The 18,911-nt window shown below is 51.0% G+C and carries 21 protein-coding genes and 1 pseudogene; 10 read left to right on the top strand and 12 right to left on the bottom strand.

The window, feature by feature from the left end:
* Positions 1-8: 8 nt before the first annotated feature.
* The gene (gene treA / locus Q3V30_RS08530; RefSeq protein ID WP_306213135.1) at positions 9-1,625 is read left to right on the top strand and encodes an alpha,alpha-trehalase TreA; all 1,617 of its coding nucleotides are present in this window, start codon (positions 9-11) and stop codon (positions 1,623-1,625) included.
* A 324-nt stretch (positions 1,626-1,949) separates the two neighbouring features.
* On the top strand, positions 1,950-4,067 hold the full coding sequence (locus Q3V30_RS08525) for a TonB-dependent siderophore receptor (RefSeq protein ID WP_306212292.1): 2,118 nt from the start codon (positions 1,950-1,952) through the stop codon (positions 4,065-4,067).
* A gap of 122 nt (positions 4,068-4,189) precedes the next feature.
* Here the strand turns inward: Q3V30_RS08525 and Q3V30_RS08520 are convergent, their stop codons facing one another.
* The gene (locus Q3V30_RS08520) at positions 4,190-4,438 is read right to left on the bottom strand and encodes a GlsB/YeaQ/YmgE family stress response membrane protein (protein WP_306212290.1); all 249 of its coding nucleotides are present in this window, start codon (positions 4,436-4,438) and stop codon (positions 4,190-4,192) included.
* 184 nt (positions 4,439-4,622) lie between these two features.
* On the opposite strand from Q3V30_RS08520, the gene Q3V30_RS08515 reads away from it, so the two are divergent.
* Positions 4,623-5,360 (top strand): flagellar brake protein, encoded by a 738-nt coding sequence (locus Q3V30_RS08515; protein WP_306212288.1) that lies wholly within the window; start codon positions 4,623-4,625, stop codon positions 5,358-5,360.
* A gap of 103 nt (positions 5,361-5,463) precedes the next feature.
* On the opposite strand, the gene emtA is transcribed toward Q3V30_RS08515, so the two are convergent.
* A complete protein-coding gene (emtA, locus tag Q3V30_RS08510; protein ID WP_306213134.1) occupies positions 5,464-6,087 on the bottom strand; it encodes a membrane-bound lytic murein transglycosylase EmtA in 624 nt (207 codons plus the stop codon).
* A 292-nt stretch (positions 6,088-6,379) separates the two neighbouring features.
* Between emtA and ldcA the strand changes: the two genes are divergently transcribed.
* Positions 6,380-7,300, top strand: a complete 921-nt coding sequence (ldcA, locus tag Q3V30_RS08505; protein ID WP_306212285.1) for a muramoyltetrapeptide carboxypeptidase — start codon at positions 6,380-6,382, stop codon at positions 7,298-7,300.
* Positions 7,301-7,314: 14 nt separating this feature from the next.
* On the top strand, positions 7,315-7,977 hold the full coding sequence (locus Q3V30_RS08500; RefSeq protein ID WP_306212283.1) for an MBL fold metallo-hydrolase: 663 nt from the start codon (positions 7,315-7,317) through the stop codon (positions 7,975-7,977).
* 3 nt (positions 7,978-7,980) lie between these two features.
* On the opposite strand, the gene Q3V30_RS08495 is transcribed toward Q3V30_RS08500, so the two are convergent.
* From Q3V30_RS08495 to Q3V30_RS08485, 3 genes are all read right to left on the bottom strand, one after another.
* Positions 7,981-8,394: a GNAT family N-acetyltransferase gene (locus Q3V30_RS08495; RefSeq protein WP_306212281.1), complete on the bottom strand. Its 414-nt coding sequence runs from the start codon at positions 8,392-8,394 to the stop codon at positions 7,981-7,983.
* A 33-nt stretch (positions 8,395-8,427) separates the two neighbouring features.
* Complete coding sequence (locus Q3V30_RS08490; protein ID WP_306212279.1) at positions 8,428-8,832, bottom strand: hypothetical protein; 405 nt, start codon at positions 8,830-8,832, stop codon at positions 8,428-8,430.
* 111 nt (positions 8,833-8,943) lie between these two features.
* A complete protein-coding gene (locus Q3V30_RS08485) occupies positions 8,944-9,168 on the bottom strand; it encodes a YgdI/YgdR family lipoprotein (RefSeq protein ID WP_306212275.1) in 225 nt (74 codons plus the stop codon).
* A gap of 205 nt (positions 9,169-9,373) precedes the next feature.
* Between Q3V30_RS08485 and Q3V30_RS08480 the strand changes: the two genes are divergently transcribed.
* The gene (locus Q3V30_RS08480; RefSeq protein ID WP_306212272.1) at positions 9,374-9,619 is read left to right on the top strand and encodes a DinI-like family protein; all 246 of its coding nucleotides are present in this window, start codon (positions 9,374-9,376) and stop codon (positions 9,617-9,619) included.
* Positions 9,620-9,926: 307 nt separating this feature from the next.
* Positions 9,927-10,166, top strand: coding sequence for a hypothetical protein (locus tag Q3V30_RS08475; protein ID WP_306212270.1), 240 nt, complete (start codon positions 9,927-9,929; stop codon positions 10,164-10,166).
* 19 nt (positions 10,167-10,185) lie between these two features.
* On the opposite strand, the gene Q3V30_RS08470 is transcribed toward Q3V30_RS08475, so the two are convergent.
* The 3 genes and pseudogenes from Q3V30_RS08470 to Q3V30_RS08460 form a co-directional block, all read right to left on the bottom strand.
* Complete coding sequence (locus tag Q3V30_RS08470) at positions 10,186-10,383, bottom strand: hypothetical protein (RefSeq protein WP_306212268.1); 198 nt, start codon at positions 10,381-10,383, stop codon at positions 10,186-10,188.
* A gap of 298 nt (positions 10,384-10,681) precedes the next feature.
* The gene (locus tag Q3V30_RS08465; protein ID WP_306212265.1) at positions 10,682-12,433 is read right to left on the bottom strand and encodes a glycosyl hydrolase family 28-related protein; all 1,752 of its coding nucleotides are present in this window, start codon (positions 12,431-12,433) and stop codon (positions 10,682-10,684) included.
* Between the two features lie 241 nt (positions 12,434-12,674).
* Positions 12,675-12,803 (bottom strand): annotated as a pseudogene (locus Q3V30_RS08460) (lysozyme); the annotation flags it as partial.
* 267 nt (positions 12,804-13,070) lie between these two features.
* Here Q3V30_RS08460 and Q3V30_RS08455 point away from each other — a divergent pair.
* The gene (locus Q3V30_RS08455) at positions 13,071-13,760 is read left to right on the top strand and encodes an XRE family transcriptional regulator (protein WP_306212263.1); all 690 of its coding nucleotides are present in this window, start codon (positions 13,071-13,073) and stop codon (positions 13,758-13,760) included.
* A gap of 248 nt (positions 13,761-14,008) precedes the next feature.
* Here the strand turns inward: Q3V30_RS08455 and Q3V30_RS08450 are convergent, their stop codons facing one another.
* Positions 14,009-14,296 carry a phage holin family protein gene (locus tag Q3V30_RS08450; RefSeq protein WP_306212262.1) on the bottom strand — a complete coding sequence of 96 codons (288 nt, stop codon included), beginning with the start codon at positions 14,294-14,296 and terminating at the stop codon, positions 14,009-14,011.
* Complete coding sequence (locus Q3V30_RS08445) at positions 14,283-14,663, bottom strand: putative holin (RefSeq protein ID WP_306212260.1); 381 nt, start codon at positions 14,661-14,663, stop codon at positions 14,283-14,285. The genes Q3V30_RS08450 and Q3V30_RS08445 overlap by 14 nt, the downstream gene beginning before the upstream one ends.
* 314 nt (positions 14,664-14,977) lie before the next feature.
* Between Q3V30_RS08445 and Q3V30_RS08440 the strand changes: the two genes are divergently transcribed.
* Complete coding sequence (locus tag Q3V30_RS08440; protein WP_306212258.1) at positions 14,978-15,808, top strand: alpha/beta fold hydrolase; 831 nt, start codon at positions 14,978-14,980, stop codon at positions 15,806-15,808.
* 247 nt (positions 15,809-16,055) lie between these two features.
* Here Q3V30_RS08440 and Q3V30_RS08435 read toward each other — a convergent pair whose 3' ends face one another.
* Positions 16,056-16,439 carry a hypothetical protein gene (locus tag Q3V30_RS08435; RefSeq protein WP_306212256.1) on the bottom strand — a complete coding sequence of 128 codons (384 nt, stop codon included), beginning with the start codon at positions 16,437-16,439 and terminating at the stop codon, positions 16,056-16,058.
* 456 nt (positions 16,440-16,895) lie between these two features.
* Positions 16,896-18,146: an NADP-dependent isocitrate dehydrogenase gene (gene icd / locus Q3V30_RS08430; RefSeq protein ID WP_306212254.1), complete on the bottom strand. Its 1,251-nt coding sequence runs from the start codon at positions 18,144-18,146 to the stop codon at positions 16,896-16,898.
* A 102-nt stretch (positions 18,147-18,248) separates the two neighbouring features.
* Between icd and rluE the strand changes: the two genes are divergently transcribed.
* Complete coding sequence (gene rluE, locus Q3V30_RS08425; RefSeq protein ID WP_306212252.1) at positions 18,249-18,911, top strand: 23S rRNA pseudouridine(2457) synthase RluE; 663 nt, start codon at positions 18,249-18,251, stop codon at positions 18,909-18,911.

Here is an 18,911-nt window from a genome sequence, read left to right as displayed (position 1 = left end):
TGCCGTTTATGGTGGCCGCACTGACACAAACGGGTTATGCGGCGCAAAGCGACAGCGAACAGCATCTTTTGAGCCAGGCTCCTCAGCCGCCAGATATTCGCCTGGGGCCGCTGTTCCATGCCGTGCAGGCAGCAAAACTTTTTCCGGATCAGAAAACCTTTGCTGATGCGGTGCCTAAAAGTAATCCTTCCTCGATTCTGGCCGACTGGCAGATGCAGAAATCCCAGCGCAATTTTGATCTCAGGCGCTTCGTGAATGCCAACTTCACGCTGCCCGCTGAAGGCGAGAAATATGTACCGCCAGCCGGACAGAGCCTCCGCGAGCATATTGATGGTCTGTGGCCGGTGCTGACCCGTTCAGCCCGGCAGGCGAACCAGTGGGACTCTTTGCTACCGCTACCCAAACCTTATGTTGTCCCTGGCGGACGCTTCCGTGAGGTCTATTACTGGGACAGCTATTTCACCATGCTCGGCCTGGCCGAAAGCGGGCACTGGGATCGGGTGCAGGACATGGCAGACAACTTTGCCCACGAGCTGGATACCTACGGACATATCCCGAATGGTAACCGCAGCTACTATCTCAGTCGCTCTCAACCTCCCTTCTTCAGCATGATGGTCGATTTGCTGGCTCAGCATCAGGGCGACAGCGTTTACACTAAATATCTGCCGCAGCTGCAGAAAGAGTATGACTACTGGATGGCTGATGCCGACAGCGTGAAGGCTGGTGAAGCCAGTAAACGCGTGGTGAAACTCAAAGATGGTACCTTGCTGAACCGTTACTGGGATGCCCGTGACGTCCCGAGAACGGAATCCTATATGGATGATATAGCCACCGCCGGGAAAGCCGAAAACCGCAATAAAGCGGAGCTGTACCGGGATTTACGCTCTGGCGCCGCCTCCGGCTGGGACTTCAGTTCCCGCTGGTTTGATAAGCCAGGCGACCTTTCCACTATTCACACTACCCGCATCGTCCCGGTCGATCTGAACGCGCTGATGTTCCATCTGGAGAAGACGCTGGCGCGGGCTAATAAAGTCGCGAAAAACGACCAGGCGGCTGAACACTTCAGCCAGCTGGCGGAAACGCGTCAGGCGGCGATCAACCGTTATCTCTGGGATGATAAACAGGGCTGGTATGCGGATTATGACTGGAAAAAAGGCTCAGTCCGTCCTCAGCTGACGGCCGCTGCGCTCTTCCCTCTTTACCTGCAGGCCGCAACCCAAGAGAAAGCCACCCGTACCGCGTCGGCGGTGCAGGCGCAGCTTGTTAAGGAAGGAGGGCTGGTCACCACCAACGTTAATAATGGCCAGCAGTGGGATGCACCAAACGGCTGGGCTCCGCTGCAGTGGGCGGCAGTGCAGGGGCTGAACAATTACGGTAAGCAGACGCTGGCGAAGGATATCGGCATGCGCTTCCTGAAAAATGTTCAGACCACCTATGATAAGGAGCATAAGCTGGTTGAAAAATATGTTGTGGAAGGCAAAGGGCTGGGAGGCGGCGGTGGCGGCGAATATCCGCTGCAGGATGGTTTTGGCTGGACCAACGGCGTTACGCTCAAGCTGATGGATCTCTACTGTCCGAAAAATAAAACCTGTAATAACGTAGGTGATATCGCTTCCGGTCAATAATCTGCTTTCTGGCGGCCCTGTTTTTTGCCACGGGCCGCCACGCTTCCTGACCTTCCCCGTTTATCGACCTCAGTAATACTCAAGCTCTGATTACCTTCTCTTCTGCCCTGTTCCCCCTCTCTGGCAGGTCCACTCAGCTTAGAAAGCTAATTCCCCTGATTTTAGCAGGGGAAAATATAAGCAAAATCAATGCTTGAAACGCTTTAACGAAAAGATAATAATTCTCATTGAGATTATCATACATCTTTATATTACCGTTAAGTGCGCTCGCTCTCTCTGGCCGCGATGACGGTTCTTACTTCGCACTTTGTAAGGGAATTGACAATGAGAATGGCTTTTAGCTTAAAGCGTTCTGCTTTGCTGTGCTCGATTGCGCTGACTGCACCGGCTTTTACCTTTGCGGCAGAGACACTGGTGGTCACCGCTCAACCTGCTGAAACGGCCTCTTCGCCAACAGAGGGTTATACGGCTAAGACCTCTACGGGCGCGACAAAAACGGATCGCCCCCTGATCACCACTGCCCAGTCTGTTTCCGTTGTGACCCGCCAGCAGATGGAAGATCAGGGTGCGATGAACGTTAACCAAGCGCTCAACTATACCGCTGGCGCATTTACTAACTTCGCGGGTGCAGCGACTCGTTATGACACCGTATCCCTGCGGGGCTTCCACGGCGGCGATGTGGATAACGTCTTCCTGGACGGGTTGCGACTGATGAGCGACCCGGGCAGCTATAACGTGTTGCAGGTGGATCCCTGGTTCCTGGAACGTATCGATGTGATCAAAGGCCCCTCTTCTGCCCTGTATGGGCAGACCGTGCCCGGCGGTCTGGTAATGGAAACGTCTAAGCGCCCGCAGTTTAAGCAGGAAGGCCATTTCCGCGCCTCGACCGGGACTAATGCCACTAACAGCGCCGCCTTTGATTACACCAATGCTATTAACGATCAATGGGCGTTTCGCCTGACGGGCATCACCCGCAACAGCGACACGCAGTACGATCACACTCGCGAAGAGAAGTATGCTATTTCCCCTTCTCTGCTCTGGCAGCCGGATGAAGATACTTCATTGCTGCTGCGCGCTTATCTGCAAAAAGATCCCTCAGGCGGCTATCACGGTGCCGTGCCGGGCGATGGCAGCATCACGGAACATAATGGTCGTAAGCTCAGTAATGGTTTCTACGATGGTGACAGCTCGCTGGATCAGTTCAAGCGTAATGAACAGATTTACAGCTATGAATTCTCGCATCGTTTCAATGACACCTGGGCGTTCCGTTCCAATGCCAGCTATTCCCACTCTGACGTCGATTTGGATCAGGTTTATCAAATAGGCTGGGACAGCAAAAATCCGGATCTGTTAAACCGTTACTATTCCGGCTCACGTTCCTCGCTGGATGCCTTTGCTATTGATAACCAGTTGGAGGCGGATTTCGCTACAGGCGAAGTCGAGCATAAAGTGGTGCTGGGCGGCGAATACCACCAGTACAAAAATGATTTAAGCGATGCCAGCGACGTGGCAAATCAGCTTAATGCCGTAACAGGGGAGGCGGTGGGCAGCCGTCAGAACTACGACTTTGTTAATTCTCAGCGCCGTTATTACCAGACCGGCGTCTATCTGCAGGATGAGATGATCTGGCAGAAATGGCACCTGGATCTCTCCGGCCGTTACGATCGCATTGTCTCGGAAAACGAAACCTGGTCCACCAGCACTAAGCATCGCCGCCAGGATGATCACATCAGTGGCCGTGCCGCCCTGCTCTACGCCTTTGATAATGGCATCTCGCCTTACGCCAGCTACAGCCAGGCCATTACGCCGCAGTCACTCTCCGATGCAAATGATAATCTGCTGAAGCCAACCACTTCAGAGCAGTATGAGGCGGGGGTAAAATATCAGCCGAACGGCACATCCGATCTCTACTCCGTTGCCCTCTATGATCTGACGCAGAAAGATGTTGGCAACCGGGTAGTGGTAGGTTCTTACTATGAACCTGCTGGAAAAGTGCATTCGCAGGGTATTGAGCTGGAAGCGCATAACCAGATCACGCCACGCCTGAGCACTCTCGCTAACTACACTCTGAGCCATGTTCGCTTCAAGGACTCTGTGGATGGTAACGATGGCCACACCCCTTACGTAACGCCAAACTCCATGGCGTCGGCTTGGGCGAAATACCAGTTCGACTGGGGCATCAGCGTGGGCGCTGGCGTGCGTTACATCGGCAAACAGTGGGCAGACAATGAAAACACCACTCGCCTGCCCTCTACTACCCTGTTCGACGCTTCAGTCCGCGCCGATCTCGGTGCCTGGAACAGCAGCCTGAAAGGGGCATTTGTGCAGGTGAATGCCAATAACGTGACCGATCGTGATTACGTTTCTGCCTGTTACGGCACGGGTTACTGCTACTGGGGCGCTGAGCGCACCGTTGTGGCTACTGTAGGCTATGATTTTTAACTGATACTAAATGCATACTGACCCGGCAGCCTCTGTTTTTCACAGAAAAAACCTGGCGACCGGGTCAGGCGCATAAAAAAAGGGAGACGATAATCGTCTCCCTTTTTTTATGCGCCAGTACGTCAGCTTTTCACTTTGCGGTAAATCCACAGCACGACAATCGCACCAATCACCGCGACGACAAAGCTGCCGAAGTTGAAACCATCTACTTTGCCGAAGCCAAACAGGGTGCTGATCCAGCCCCCTACTACGGCGCCAATAACACCGAGGACCACGGTGATGATAAATCCACCGCCATCTTTACCCGGCATAATCCATTTAGCGATAATCCCTGCGATCAATCCAAAAATGATCCATGACAAAATACCCATTTACTGCTCCTTTTGGCTTACTGATTAGACGGGATAAGTATAGGCCAGGATTCTAACTGTGTGATTTAAATCTAAACTTTTTCAGAATTTTTTTTCTTACCGGGCTAAAGCGCCACCTTTAACTGCCGATAATTTGACGTATACCGCTGAAAGCGCGTTTTCTTACATTCAACTGGAGTGGAATGTGAAAGAAGAAGATAAAGAACAGTACCTGAAACGCGGCCCGCTGGCCGTGCTTGCGGTGCTCAAGAATCTGTTAAAAAATCAGACGCCTATCCTGGTCTCGCACGCTCGCGGCCAGTTTATTACCCGCTTGCTTGATGCCGATCAGGATCGCATGATCCTCGACCTTGGCAGTAATGATTATGAAAACCAGACGGCTGTTGAAGCAGAAGAGCTGCATTTCAGAGCCGAAACGCATGGAGCAAAGGTTGAATTTGCGTTGAGCGCCCTGCAGGAAGAGACGTTTGAAGGGTTGCCCGCCTTTAGCGCAACCCTGCCCGATCTGTTGTGGATGATCCAGCGCCGCGAGTTTTTCCGCGTTTCTGCTCCGCTTGACCCCATTTTTTACTGTTATGTGCAGTGGCCGGATGGCAGCGGTGAAGGCCGGATGCGCCTGCAGGATCTCTCACTGGGCGGCTTTGCCGTGCTTGCTGACTCGCAGATCCCAGACTCTTTACAGGGTGGCGAAGCGTTCAAAAAACTTCGCGTTGAGCTTGGCGAATATGGCCGCTTTGAAGTAGATGCGCATCTGATTAACGTTGGTCAGCGCAGCGTAGTCGGCAATAAAAATGAAACCGTAGTCACGCCTCGCCTCAGCTTTCGCTTCAGCTCACTGAACGCGGGAGAGGAGCGATCGCTGCAACAGGTGATCTTCTCGCTGGAGCGGCTTGCCCGCGATAAAGCGCAACGTTTTCAGTAAGGTATTCAGTCTGACTGAAGGCTGTAAAGGAAAAGCCAGTCCAGCATCAGCATTCTGGACTGGTCATCCCTCCCCCTGCTTAAGAACAGCACACCGGTTGGCATCAGATGGTGCGGTAAGCGGTGGTCACTTTCCATAAATAGCGGGGAGCCTGTGCCGCAGGGTGTTTATTCTGCACATGCTGGTAAAACTCTTCCGGCGACATGGCATTGATCATCGCAATTGCACGATCGCGATCGCGCGAAAACGTTCTCAGCAACGCTCCTGCGCCGTTGGCATAGGAGACGATAGTGGCATAGCGCAGCGTTTTCGGATCGCGGATCCCTGCCAGCGACTGATCCTGCAAAATCTTCAGATAAGCCGTCCCGATATCGATGTTTCTTACCGGATCGCGCAGCTCCTTACTGCTTGGCTGTCCGCGCCGTCCCTGAACCCGATAAACCTCACGTCCCGCTGTGGAAGCTTTAATCTGCATCAATCCAATGGCATTCGACTTGCTGACTACCGTTGGATTGCCGCCCGACTCAACTGAAATGATCGCCTCAACCAGCTTCTGGTCAACACCGTAGTTGTTAGCCGCACTCTCCGTGAACATTGACCAGGCCTGAGCAACTTTTTCAGGTGGTGCCTGCGTTAACGGTGTTTGCTGCTGCGTTATGGTCCGTTTAGGCGGTTTGCTGGCACAGCCTGCCAGCAGTAACACGCTCACTATCGCCACCGTTTTTATGTTTCTCACGCTATATTCATCCTCTGAGCCTTAGCCTCGCGCTTTCATCATAGCGTGCGCCAGACAGGATAAAATTACCGAAACTCTGAATTTTCTACGCTTGCGAGTGACTTCATTCACGCTTTTCGTCATCATCAGAGGTATTGGACCCTAAGTGACGTAAAAAATCCCTTTAACACTGAATAAAAATTGCCCGCTTAGCTTTTAAAAGCGACTTAACCGGATGCCGGTAAGCGTAATGCCGTTGATTTGCGATGATTCTTTAACCGCATTGAGGATAAAAGTGAATATTATGTCCATTACTCCCCGCACTTTTCATCTGATCGCTCCTTCTGGCTATTGCCAGAATCAACAGGCCGCGCATCTGGCCGTTGAGCGACTGCGTGCGCAGGGGCATCAGGTTTTGAACAGTGAAGTAATTGCCCGTCGTGACCAGCGTTTTGCCGGAAATGAGGCCGACCGTTTACAGGATCTCAACGGCCTGCCTGACCTGAAAACATGCCCGGATATCGTACTGGCCGTGCGTGGCGGCTATGGCGCTACCCGGCTGCTACCTCAGTTAGGGCGCGCAAACCTGGCTGGCTGGCTGCGGGAAAATCCGGTAGCGCTTTGTGGCCACAGTGACTTCACGGTGATCCAGCTTGCTCTGCTTACCTGTGGCGCTATCTCTTTCAGCGGGCCGATGCTGGCGGGTAACTTTGGCGCTGCGGTTTTATCTGAATTCACGGTTGAACACTTCTGGCGCGCGCTGACTTCGCCTAAATTTACCCTTAGCTGGCAAACGCAGCCGCAAGAGGTCAACGTCACCGGAAAAATCTGGGGCGGCAATCTGGCGATGATCGCCTCCCTGATGGGAACGCCCTGGCTGCCTGAGATTGATGAGGGCATTCTGGTGATTGAAGATGTCAACGAGCATCCTTTCCGTGTAGAAAGAATGCTGCTGCAGCTGGCACAAAGCGGCATTCTGGCTCGCCAGAAAGCGATCGTGCTGGGCAGTTTTACCGGGGCGACCCTGACAGATTATGACAATGGCTATGACTTCGACAGCGTCTGGACGCTGATTCGTCAGGTGACAGGCATACCGCTGGTCACCGGTCTTGAATTTGGCCATCACTGGAATACCGTGACGCTGCCTTTAGGTGCGCAGGGTCATTTGCAGGTCAAAGGTTCAGACAGTACGCTGACGATATCAGGGCATCCGACGCTTCGCTAACTCCTGGAGCGCCTATGAAGCAGTTGTACGAGGATCTCTGGGTATCCACACCGGAGTTTCCGGCGGGTGAAAACGAGCCGGAACTGATGATGCACGGTTTTTTGCTGCAGCATATGCGTGGCAATTTACTGATTTCCCGCGTGGAAAATTTGAGCGACCATCAGGCGATTGAGGATTTAGGCGGCATTATCCGCCATTATCTTACCCACTGGCATGAAGCGGGTCCGGGCGCGCGCATTTTGCAGTCGCGCTTTAACTCAGCGCTCTACTGCCACACCCGGGCGCTGGGGCCAGTAAGCCCTTTTGCGGAGCCTGATGACACCTTTAATCAGGCTGAACTCCACTGCGGCAGTTTTCATGTCGTTCCCACGCCCGGACACACGCCAGGCAGCACCAGCTACCTGTACGCTTCCCCTTTTGGCAAAACCTATCTCTTTGTCGGCGACACTATCACCCTCTCTCACGATCGCTGGATAACGGTGTTGGTGCCTGAAAGCAACGAGGCCGACTTAAAGAAGTCGATAGAGTTTTACCGGGCGCTGAGACCAGATGTGGTGCTGATGGGCACTACTGCAGGACATCTTGCCTGGCAGGAAGTTAATATGCGCCAGTGGCTGGCGCTGCTGGATGAGGCGGAAAATTCGCCGCTGGACCTGCGCCAGCGACTGAGCGAGTAACGCTTACAACGTTTTGGTCAGGTATATTCGTTGGTGCACGCGTGGGTAGTTCTCAAGCATAAGCTGAACGGTGAAACCCATTTTTTCGTAAAAGGGTCTCGCCTGAAAACTTGCCGTGTCCACCTGGGCATACTGACACCCACGCTTGCGGGCCTCTTCCTCTGCTGCCCGAATCAACCTGGTGCCTGCGCCCTCTCCGCGCAGGGCTTCACTGACCCACAGCATATCGATCCTCAGCCAGTTTCCTGCAGTAGAACCCGTAAGCCCGCCGAGTTTTTTTCCGTCGGGATCGGTAATAAACACCCCAATATCTTTCATCTCATCAATATTGATATGGCCGGCGTTAAAGGCCATCAGACCTGCACGAACCTCAGCAATATCTTCCGGCGTGGGGTGAGGCGTAACGGTTAGTTCCATGCTCTTTTCCTTAAGTGTGAGAGCAAGAAGCGATCAGGATTCCAGATTACCAGAAGCGTCGGTGCGTTGAAGTTCGACGGCGCTGTTATCCTTTTCGCTGCTGCGGGTACAGGAAACCAGCTTATTCGCGCCATCATAGGAGAAGAAGATATTCTCATCAGACTGGTTCACCACCATCTGATCGCCATTACGGAACAGCACTATCGACACTTTATCGCCATTTTTGGTTTCAGAACGCTGGTTGCCGGCCGCTATCTGAAAATGATCGCCAGGCCACATCAGCGTGGTCAAACCATATTGCGCTTTGGTAACGGTCATGGTCGGGCGGCCCGGACAGGTAATTTGAAATTCACTATTGAGCTTAGGCGAATCACTGGTTGCCCGCACGGGTAAGGAGGCACAGGCAACAAGACATCCAGCGGCGATAATGCGGTACATGGGCAGGGTTCTCCGGACAGTACTCTCTGATTTGATTAAGTAATTAGCAGAAAGCGTACCACAGGATGCTGCCCATGTTTGACTTAAGTGTTACCAAATGCCAGCCGGGATCTACTTATTAAGCGAGCTCATCTCTTTAATTTGATCCTGATTCACAGCCTGCTGCTGACCATTCTCATCCGTATAAATCACCATGCCGGTGGCACTGTCTGCTTTGGGTTTGCCCTGCACCACTACGGTCGTGCCATCCTTCATTTGCAATATATGGTCGCTGCTACAGCCTGCAAGCAACAGGCCCCCTGCCAGAATCCCTGCGATATAAGAGAATTTTTTCATCATCTGCTCCCGTGTGTTGATCAAGTTGAAGCAGTGTAACCCAGGGGCGATTTTTGGAATTTGATGATAGTTGCGGAGAAGTGGATTCCTTTCACCGATTTAGCGTGCCGCATCGCTTTTTGCAGGGGAAAATTTGTTAAATTCCCATTGAAGAATAGAGAAAATAACTGTATTTTTATACAGCATTTATAACCAGGAAGAATTCATGTTTGTTGAACTGATTTACGATAAGCGCAACGTCGCCGGACTGCCCAATGCTCAGGAGCTGATTTTGACCGAGCTGACAAAACGTATTCAGCGCGTTTTTCCTGAAGCAGAAGTGAAGGTAAAACCGATGCAGGCGAATGGCGTAAAAACCGATGCCAGTAAAAGTGATAAGTCGGTAATGTTGAGAATTATTGAAGAGATGTTCGATGAAGCGGACCAGTGGTTGATCTCTGAAGAATTTTGAACCACATCTGGGCTATTCGTTGAAATATTTTAATGTTATGGGCGCTGTGGCCGGTTTTTGCGTTGCATTCCTGTCACAACATGCCAGGCTTAATCAATACAGTTTCCCTGGTGTTGGCCCGTTATGATTCGCTCTGCGGGCATTTTTTTCGCTACACCTTAATCGTGCTGATGGTTCGCTGCAGCTTCAGCTCCTGATCCCCAGCTTTGCCTGCCTCGCTTTCATCCCTTATGGTCTGAGAATAGCTAAAGTTTTGCTCTACTATGCCGAAGATCTGTACAGTACAAATCTTATGAGAACCACAGGCATGGCAATACTTTTTCTCCCTTCCCTCGCTGCCCTGCTGGAAAAAGCAGAAGCGCAAAAAGGCTACCCGTTGACGCAGCATGAAGTTGAAACGCTTCGTGACGGCGCGATCTGCATTTCAGTGCCGGACGAACTCTTGCGCACCATGGATCCACTACGTGGCTACCAGGATATCGATCCCAAAAAATGTTGGGAAGCCTGGAGAGATTATCGCTTATCCGGCAACACGCGGCTGGCCTGACAGGCGCGAATAAGGCGGACTATTTAGAACGGTGTGCAATTTCTGCATAGAGCAATTCATACACTTTCGCCGCATGGGCAGAGCTGTCACGCAGCATCTGGATAGCATCTTCCAGAGTATGTGGCTCCATCTGACCCACGATACGCCAGCCAAGCGCGATATTTTTGGCTTCTTCAAGCCGGTTGAGACCGTCTTCGAAAGTGGCAGCTTCTGACACAGAATTCTCCTGATTTGAGTTTTGGCCCTATTTTACGGACCAACGCTCCGCCATCTCAAGTCTTGATTTTTGGCGGGATCGCTTTTTGGCCTGTTTTTATGCTTTTTTGTCCAAAAAGGGGTTTTATCTGACCATATTGGAAAAATCGGCTGCAAAAAACAGATTAGTCCTGGAGATACGGCTTCACTATTTCATCGTTTCCACCCCACTACCAGCCCTTTCGATGATAAAAAAGTAAAAAATTTTCCCTCTGAAAAAAAACCGCCCCGGGGAGGCGGTTTTAGGTTATCTGCAATTTTCAGCCATAGTAAGGTATTTTGCGATCCACGCCGTTCACGTTAAGAGTGATATACCCGACCGGCGCGCTGGTAGCGGGCGTTGTAGCTTCAGCTGTGGCTATGGTAACCACACCATTTTCATTGGCTCCTATTCCCGCCAGCCCGTTGTGAATACTGAGGCGCGCATTTGGCGTAGCTGTTCCCAGCGTTGTCAAATCCATGACCTCACTCAGATCCGGCGTAAACAAGGAACACTCCCCCGATTCGAAGCGCGTAGGCCCCGTTGAACGGAGATTGAACATTGTGTCGCCGCTGCCCGCTTTTAGTTTTACCCATACCTCGGCGATATTTTGGTAACTTCTCTGATACTTAACATCCAGAACGGCAGTCAGTCCCCGGTGAAACATATCGGCCCATACTGAGCTGACGCAGCGCTGCAGATTAAGCCATGTCACGCCGGATGAGACAGTCTGTAAGGGGTTAGTGGCCGTACCGGAGGGATTTGCCGTTGAAAGTTTGCTGATCAGCTCCAGCGTCCATTGCTGATTAACCTTTGGAAAGACAAATTTGCCAATACGATACCAGGTGTCCTTATCTGAGGTATTAGTCAGTTTGTATCCGGTGTACCACCCCGCTTTCATCGAGCCGGTCATGGTGGTGCCGAAATTCTCATCCCGGCGCCAGCCACTTTCATAACCCGATAACCAGCGCTCAGAGGTGTTATCCAGATTGACCTTTGAGCCAGCCTGAAGGTTGAGCTGGCGTATCTGCACCCGGCTGTTATTCAGCATCAGCGGATTGGCGCAATCCTCCACGCTCAGCGCATCGATGATCCACTGCCCGTTACTGAGATCCCCCGGAAAACGGGTGTGTTCAATCCAGACGTTGCGGATCAATCCCTGGGTCATTCGCGGCATCACCAGCGTGGCATCGCCATAGCCATACTGGAAATTAGCGTTGGAGAGTTCAACGGCGGTTGAGTGATCCCAGACGCCATTCGGCGAGTTGGACCAGCCGATATCAAATACCCGGGCGTAGGTATTTTGCGTGTAGATTTGATCAAAGCGGGTATCAAGCGTATCTAAAAGTTTAATCGCCGTACCACCGTTGTACTGCACGCGGAAGCAGCGAATGTTAACAAACTCCCCCTCTATCGTGGTGTTCTCAAAAAACGGCTGCACGTTTGACAGCTTATCCGGGGTGATAGCGCCGGTATTGGCAGCGGTATCTGCGCTGGCCTGCCCGTTCCAGCTGATACCGCGAATAATGGTACGACGGGCATTGACTTTAAATACTGTGTTGAACGATTTATCGGAGACAATCACCGTTCGCGGCGTCACCCCATACGGCGCGTCGTCCCCATAAAGTGCAAAACAGGCGATTTCGCTGGCCGATAAATCCACGGGCGAGATAAAGAATTTCCCGGCCGGAAAGCGAACGCCGAGATTTTTCGCATTGACGTCATAAGATTGCGACCAGCTGAACATCCTTCTGAACGCATCCGTATCATCAGTGGTGCCATCGCCTTTAGCGCCAAAATGGTAGAGGTTCACCTGTTCGGTATCATTAATGATGCGCTTCCAGTAGAAGCCGCTCCCTTTCGCTAAAGAGCCACCATCATCGCTGAGTGACGTAGTGCCCAGAAAACCGACGAAATCGCCGCCACCATGAAAGCTGGAATCTTTGTCGTAATAGCGTTTCAGGGCGGCGATATCACCCGCTTTAGCGGGCGCAGTCGTTCTTAAATCAGCAAAGCAGTTTACTTCGATCATAAAGACCTCCAGAGGGATAGTGATGTGACAACATGCCCGTAACGGGCGGGGGGAACTAAAGGGAAATGCAGAACAGAAGCTGAAACAACATATGGTGTGACGGTCTACTACTTATCAGTGAGGTGGCTGACTTACCTTCTGTGCTGTCGGGTTTATCTCTTTCAGCGGCCAGGGGGCGCTGGCGCAAAGGTTCAGAGAGAGACAGAGAGTAAATTTCATATCAGCGAACATTAAAGATTTAACTGGCAAGTGATGCCCCTTTCGGCCCAATCTTTATCCCGCCTGCCACGGTGGGATAACCCAGGGTGTCAATAAAGGGCACATCGCGATACCCTTCTTAATACTTCAGGATGGAAACTATCTGGCTCATAATGACTTCTCCTCTTCCTACGCAAAAAATAATCAGTCAGCTATCAGGGCTGAAAGGCGCGCGGATCCGGCGTTTGGAAAGCCGGAGAGAATGCTGTAAAAGTGACTATTTACAGGCACCTGTATCGGTGCAGCCATATTTTAAAAAGAGCGAAATGAGACCTGTTGTTGCTCAGTGACATTATTTAATGCGTATTACGCATATTAGCGCAGCGCAAAATATGCGCAAGTTTATTTGTGTATCACGCAGAAAAAAGGTGTGAGTCCGATGAAACCCGGCGAGAAAATTCGACAGCTTCGTAAAGCAAAAAAGATGACTCTGAACGAACTTGCTGTTCAGGTAGAAAGTGACGTGGGGAACTTGTCCCGGCTTGAGCGGGGAAGGCAGGGGTATAGCGACACACTACTCCAAAAAATTGCGGATGCACTCAAGGTGCCCATTTCTGCGCTATTCTCATCAGAGGAGCTTACGAATACTGGAGATACATACAGTGTTCAGTCGTTAACTGAAATGGGGAGAGATGATGTGTATCGTGTTGATGTGCTTGATGTATCTGCCAGCGCTGGCGAAGGGTCACCGGCAAGAGAAGTGGTTCAGGTTATCCGATCAATTGAATATGTCCGTAAGGAGGCGGGCGTTATCTTTGGCAATAAACCTGAGGCCATTGTTAAGTTGATAAACGTGCGTGGGGACAGTATGGAAGGCACCATTGAGCCTGGCGATCTGATTTTCGTCGACGTCAGCGTGCCCTACTTCGACGGAGATGGCATCTATGTTTTTGACTTCAATGGAGATACGTTTGTAAAACGGCTGCAGAAAGTGAAAACAGAGCTGTTTGTTATCTCTGATAACCCGCGCTACCGGGAGTGGACAATTTCGGCTGAAGAGATGCCGATGCTGCACGTAGCGGGACGCGTGATGTTAAGTCAGTCACAACAGTTCCGGCGCCACGGTTAAAAGATCAACCCGCTTTATGCGGGTTGATCTTGCCAGCTTAATTTGCGCTTTACGCATATTAAAATTTTATCTGACGTTTATTAACATCAAACGTCAGCGGATGCCGATGATGAATTCCGTCAACGAAGAGCTTTACGCTATCGTGAAGCCTGTAAAAAATTCGATCGGCAGCTGACACAGGCCCTGACCGGCAGCAATGGCAGGGTAAATAAGGCGCGCCATCAGGAGTAAAAGAGTAAGTTGTCCCTCTACTTTTGTGGTCGCAGTACGGCCAGCACCTCGGCAACATTGCCTTTAGCCCGATAAATAGCCGCACAAAAAATCATGTTTATCATCAGGGCTGACCAGGTGGTGTGATTATAGTTGTCAAAAAAATAGCGAAACGGGATAGAACCGTAAGCCAGCACAAACAGGTAAGCCAGCCATGAGGCCCATACTTCATGATTCGCGCCCGCTTTACGAAAAAACATTAGCCGAAGTGCAATGGCAGTACAGGTGATAACGTTCGTGATCACCATAGGATCATTTGTGACCATGGAAACCTCCCTTCAGGCGAGCGAGCCAGGCGACCGGATCCTGCTCGTTGAAAAATGTTAAGGTTTTTATCGCCAGAGCGGAGAGCAGAACAGCCCCCAGCCCATCCAGCGGCCTGTCTGTGTAGCCTAATAACTGTTCAAGTTTTGAGCCAGCCAGTCCAGAACCAAATACACCTACAATCCACGAAACCAAAAAATAGGCAGCGCGCACAATTAATCTCAAATCTGCGGCGCTGGCGACATAGTAAACAGCACCCGCAAATGCGCCGAAAAGCACACTGTAATTGATGCCAGCCATATAGCTTGACATCACTGCGTCTGCTGAAGATGCCGCGCCTGCGCTTACGGCGAGTAAATGCCCAAACATAATGCCCCCTTTGCTACAGCGTCTTCTCAAGTAATTTGAGCAATAAAAAACCCCGGCCGGAGCCAGGGTTCTGCATATTCATCTGTATTCGTTGCTGCTGTTGATGATACTACCTTAGATCGTTTAATGCGTACGCGTGAGCGTTTTATTGATCTATTTTTGGTGCTGTATGGTAGACCCTGCTGCCTGACGAAAATATTAAAGAGAGGGCGTCGGGCGACAACCTTCCGGCAATGAACTAGCCTTTAACTGCCCGATCTGCCACATCTAATGTCATTCCCAATCAATCAGTTAATTGTGAGAGGAACATAATAATGTCATCAGGTAGCTATCTGAAACTCAAAGATGGGACATCTCTTTACTATAAAGACTGGGGTACGGGGCAGCCGGTGGTATTCAGCCACGGCTGGCCTTTGTCTGGCGATGCTTTTGAAGATCAAATGTTTTTCCTGGCTTCCCACGGTTACAGAGTGATTGCTCACGATCGTCGGGGACATGGACGCTCTTCCCAGCCCTGGGACGGACATAATATGGACCAGTATGCTGACGATTTGGCGGAGCTGACCGCTGCGCTGGATTTGCAGGATGCCGTTCACGTTGGGCACTCTACGGGGGGCGGTGAGGTCGCACGATATATAGCTCGTCATGGTACTGATCGGGTAGCCAAAGCCTCCCTTATTGGCGCTGTGCCGCCAATCATGATTAAAACGGATTTCAACCCGGATGGATTACCTAAAACGGTGTTTGATGGCATTCGCGAAGGCGTTCTGAAAGATCGTTCCTCGTTCTTTAAAGACCTGCCTACGGCGTTTTATGGTTTTAACCGGGAAGGCGCTCAGGCTTCTCAGGGATTAAAAGATAGTTTCTGGCTTCAGGGAATGCAGGGATCGATTAAAGCGCTGTATGACTGCGTGAAAGCTTTCTCGGAAACGGATCAGCGGGAAGACCTGAAAAAGATGACCATTCCAACGCTGGTTATTTATGGCGATGACGATCAGATCGTACCGCCCGCCTCATCAAGTGAAGCTGCTATTAAACTGCTGCCAAATCCGATGGTAAAAGTTTATCCCGGCGCACCGCACGGGCTGTGCAGTACTCATAAAGATCAGATTAATCAGGATTTACTTAGTTTTCTTCAGGGTTGAGTGAATTGAGAATGCGTTGCAAAGAATAACTTTTACCGGCTACTCAGGTTCATTAATCTGAGTAAGACAGTCATGTTCTTCTCTTTTACGAAAGGTGCCTTGTATCCTCTCCGGAAGGCTCGGATTTCCCCTTCCGGAGAGTGTTTTTGCTTTCCGTTAAACGCTGCGAGTAGAAAGCGCTGCCGGATGCCTGCTTCTGCTCTGCTGACTCATCATCAGGCGCACTCGTAAATGCGCCTTGTGATGCTCACTTGACTGTTTCAATCGTCGAACCGTGGGAATTCATCACACAAACTTTGTCACCCGGATAAATATATTGATAAAGCGTCCCGTCAGCCTCTTTTATCCATGGCATTTTCACGCTTTCCACATTATTAATGAGAACGGCTACAGCATTTTTAACCAGTACACCTTCCCTTTCACTCACTAAGATCGCTTCATCCTGTAAGATCCTTCTCTTCTCGTCATCCTCATAAATAGCAGGCATAACTTCAGCAAAATCAGGGTTGCCATGATCTTTGGTAAGAGCGAGTACATACTCAAAAGTTTCAGAGCCTCGTATAGCAATAGTAATATTGTCGACCTCACAAATATGTGTGACGCCACCAATCATACTTTTCACAATAAGCATAATTATCTCCTGCTGTTCCTGGATATAAAAAAGCCTCGCTTTTACGAGGCAGTGTGCTGCTGACGAAACTGAATGGGCTTCTGGCTGGCCTGGTGTGCCTGATTATTCACATCCTGCCCACTAAAGTTTTGCCGGAGGCCAGCTGATGCGCTGGAGAACCTTTATGAGGGTAAGCTGCACCTGACTGCCCCCCTTATCACGTTAAGGTAATCTGTGCGTACGCATTATGTTTTTTCGGGTTTTTATAAAAAATAGGAATTTTTCACCTTACTGTAATAAGCGTTCATGACTGCACTTGACTGTAGTGCGCCCCGTTACGCACGGCACCGTCTCGATAAAATTATCGTTTCAGCAAAGTTGCAGCAGGATGTTGATAGGGTGTTGCAGAAGAGATTATCTGAAAGGAATTTTTCCACGGCAACCGAAACTGCCGTGGAAAATAACACAGGCAACAAATTACATGTGCTTGATCATAGCGTCGCCAAACTCTGACGATTTCAGCAGCGTAGCGCCATCCATCAGACGTTCGAAGTCATAGGTCACGGTCTTGGCAGCGATAGCGCCTTCCATGCCTTTAACAATCAGGTCTGCGGCTTCGAACCATTCCATGTGACGCAGCATCATTTCGGCAGAAAGGATCACTGAACCTGGGTTCACTTTATCCTGACCCGCATACTTAGGTGCTGTACCGTGGGTTGCTTCAAACAGCGCGCATTCGTCACCGATGTTTGCGCCCGGTGCGATACCGATCCCGCCAACCTGTGCCGCCAGGGCATCAGAGATGTAGTCACCGTTCAGGTTCATACAGGCGATAACGTCATATTCGGCCGGACGCAGCAGGATCTGCTGCAGGAACGCATCGGCGATCACGTCTTTAATCACGATCTCTTTGCCGGTGTTCGGGTTCTTGATGGTCATCCATGGACCGCCATCAATCAGCTCACCGCCAAACTCTTCTTTCGCCAGCTGATAGCCCCAATCCTTGAAGGCACCTTCGGTGAACTTCATGATGTTGCCTTTGTGAACCAGCGTCACGGAGTCACGATCGTTGGTGATGGCATAGTCGATAGCAGCACGAACCAGACGCTTGGTGCCCGCTTCTGAACATGGCTTAACGCCGATACCGCACTGCTCAGGGAAGCGAATCTTCTTCACGCCCATCTCATCACGCAGGAACTTGATCACTTTATCCGCTTCTGCAGAACCCGCTTTCCACTCGATACCGGCATAGATATCTTCGGAGTTCTCACGGAAGATCACCATATCGGTCTCTTCAGGGCGTTTAACCGGGCTTGGGGTACCGGTGTAGTAACGCACCGGACGCAGACAGATGTAGAGATCAAGCTGCTGACGCAGCGCCACATTCAGGGAGCGAATACCGCCGCCAACTGGGGTAGTCAGCGGGCCTTTAATGGCTACGCGATACTCTTTGATCAGGTCGAGAGTCTCTTCTGGCAGCCAGACATCCTGACCGTAGAGCTCTACCGATTTTTCACCGGTGTAAATTTCCATCCAGGAAATTTTACGCTCACCGTTATAAGCTTTCTGTACAGCGGCATCGACAACTTTGATCATCACTGGAGAAACGTCCACACCGATCCCGTCACCTTCAATAAAAGGGATGATTGGGTTGTTAGGTACGTTCAGTTTTCCCTGATCCAGGGTGATTTTCTGACCTTCCGCCGGAACAACTACTTTGCTTTCCATTAACCTCTCCTTCGAGCGCTTTTTTTGTTAATGATTTGTAAGATGCGGGTCAATACTACTTGAATATTCACCTCGCGCCAATCATCTCGGGTTTGCGGTATAATGCGCCTATTGTTTTCAAGTGCAAAGATTATGCGTAAATCTTCCGTTAAGAATCACCGCGTTAAACGATTCAGCCCGCCCGCTGCTGCCGCTAAGGCAGAGAGAGAGCCAAGGCGTGTCATTATTTTTAACAAACCATTCGACGTACTGCCGCAGTTCACCGACGAAGCGGGACGCAGTACGCTGAAAGATTTTATTCCGGTTAAGGGCGTCTATGCTGCTGGTCGGCTGGACCGCGACAGCGAAGGGTTGATGGTGCTTACCAACGATGGTGCGCTGCAGGCAAAGCTCACGCAGCCGGGCCAGAGGACCGGTAAAATCTACTATGTTCAGGTAGAAGGCGAACCTGAAGAGCGTGATATTCAGCCGCTCCGCTCTGGTATTAATCTGAAAGATGGCCCTACCCTGCCCGCAGGTGTGGAAAGGGTCGCTGAGCCGGCCTGGTTATGGCCCCGTAACCCGCCGGTACGGGAGCGCAAAACTATTCCGACCAGCTGGTTGAAAATCACCCTGTATGAGGGGCGGAATCGCCAGGTAAGACGCATGACGGCGCAGGCGGGCTTTCCTACCCTACGTTTAATCCGTTTTGCGATGGGAAATCAGCTGTTGCAAGATTTAGCGCCGGGTGAATGGCGAGACGTTACCTGTGAGTTCCCCCTTTAA

Origin of the sequence: Erwinia pyri (genome assembly GCF_030758455.1) — a bacterium.
GTDB classification, from domain to species: Bacteria; Pseudomonadota; Gammaproteobacteria; order Enterobacterales; family Enterobacteriaceae; genus Erwinia; species Erwinia pyri.
Note: the sequence above shows the minus strand (reverse complement) of the source record. Positions and strands in the feature narration are given on the sequence as shown.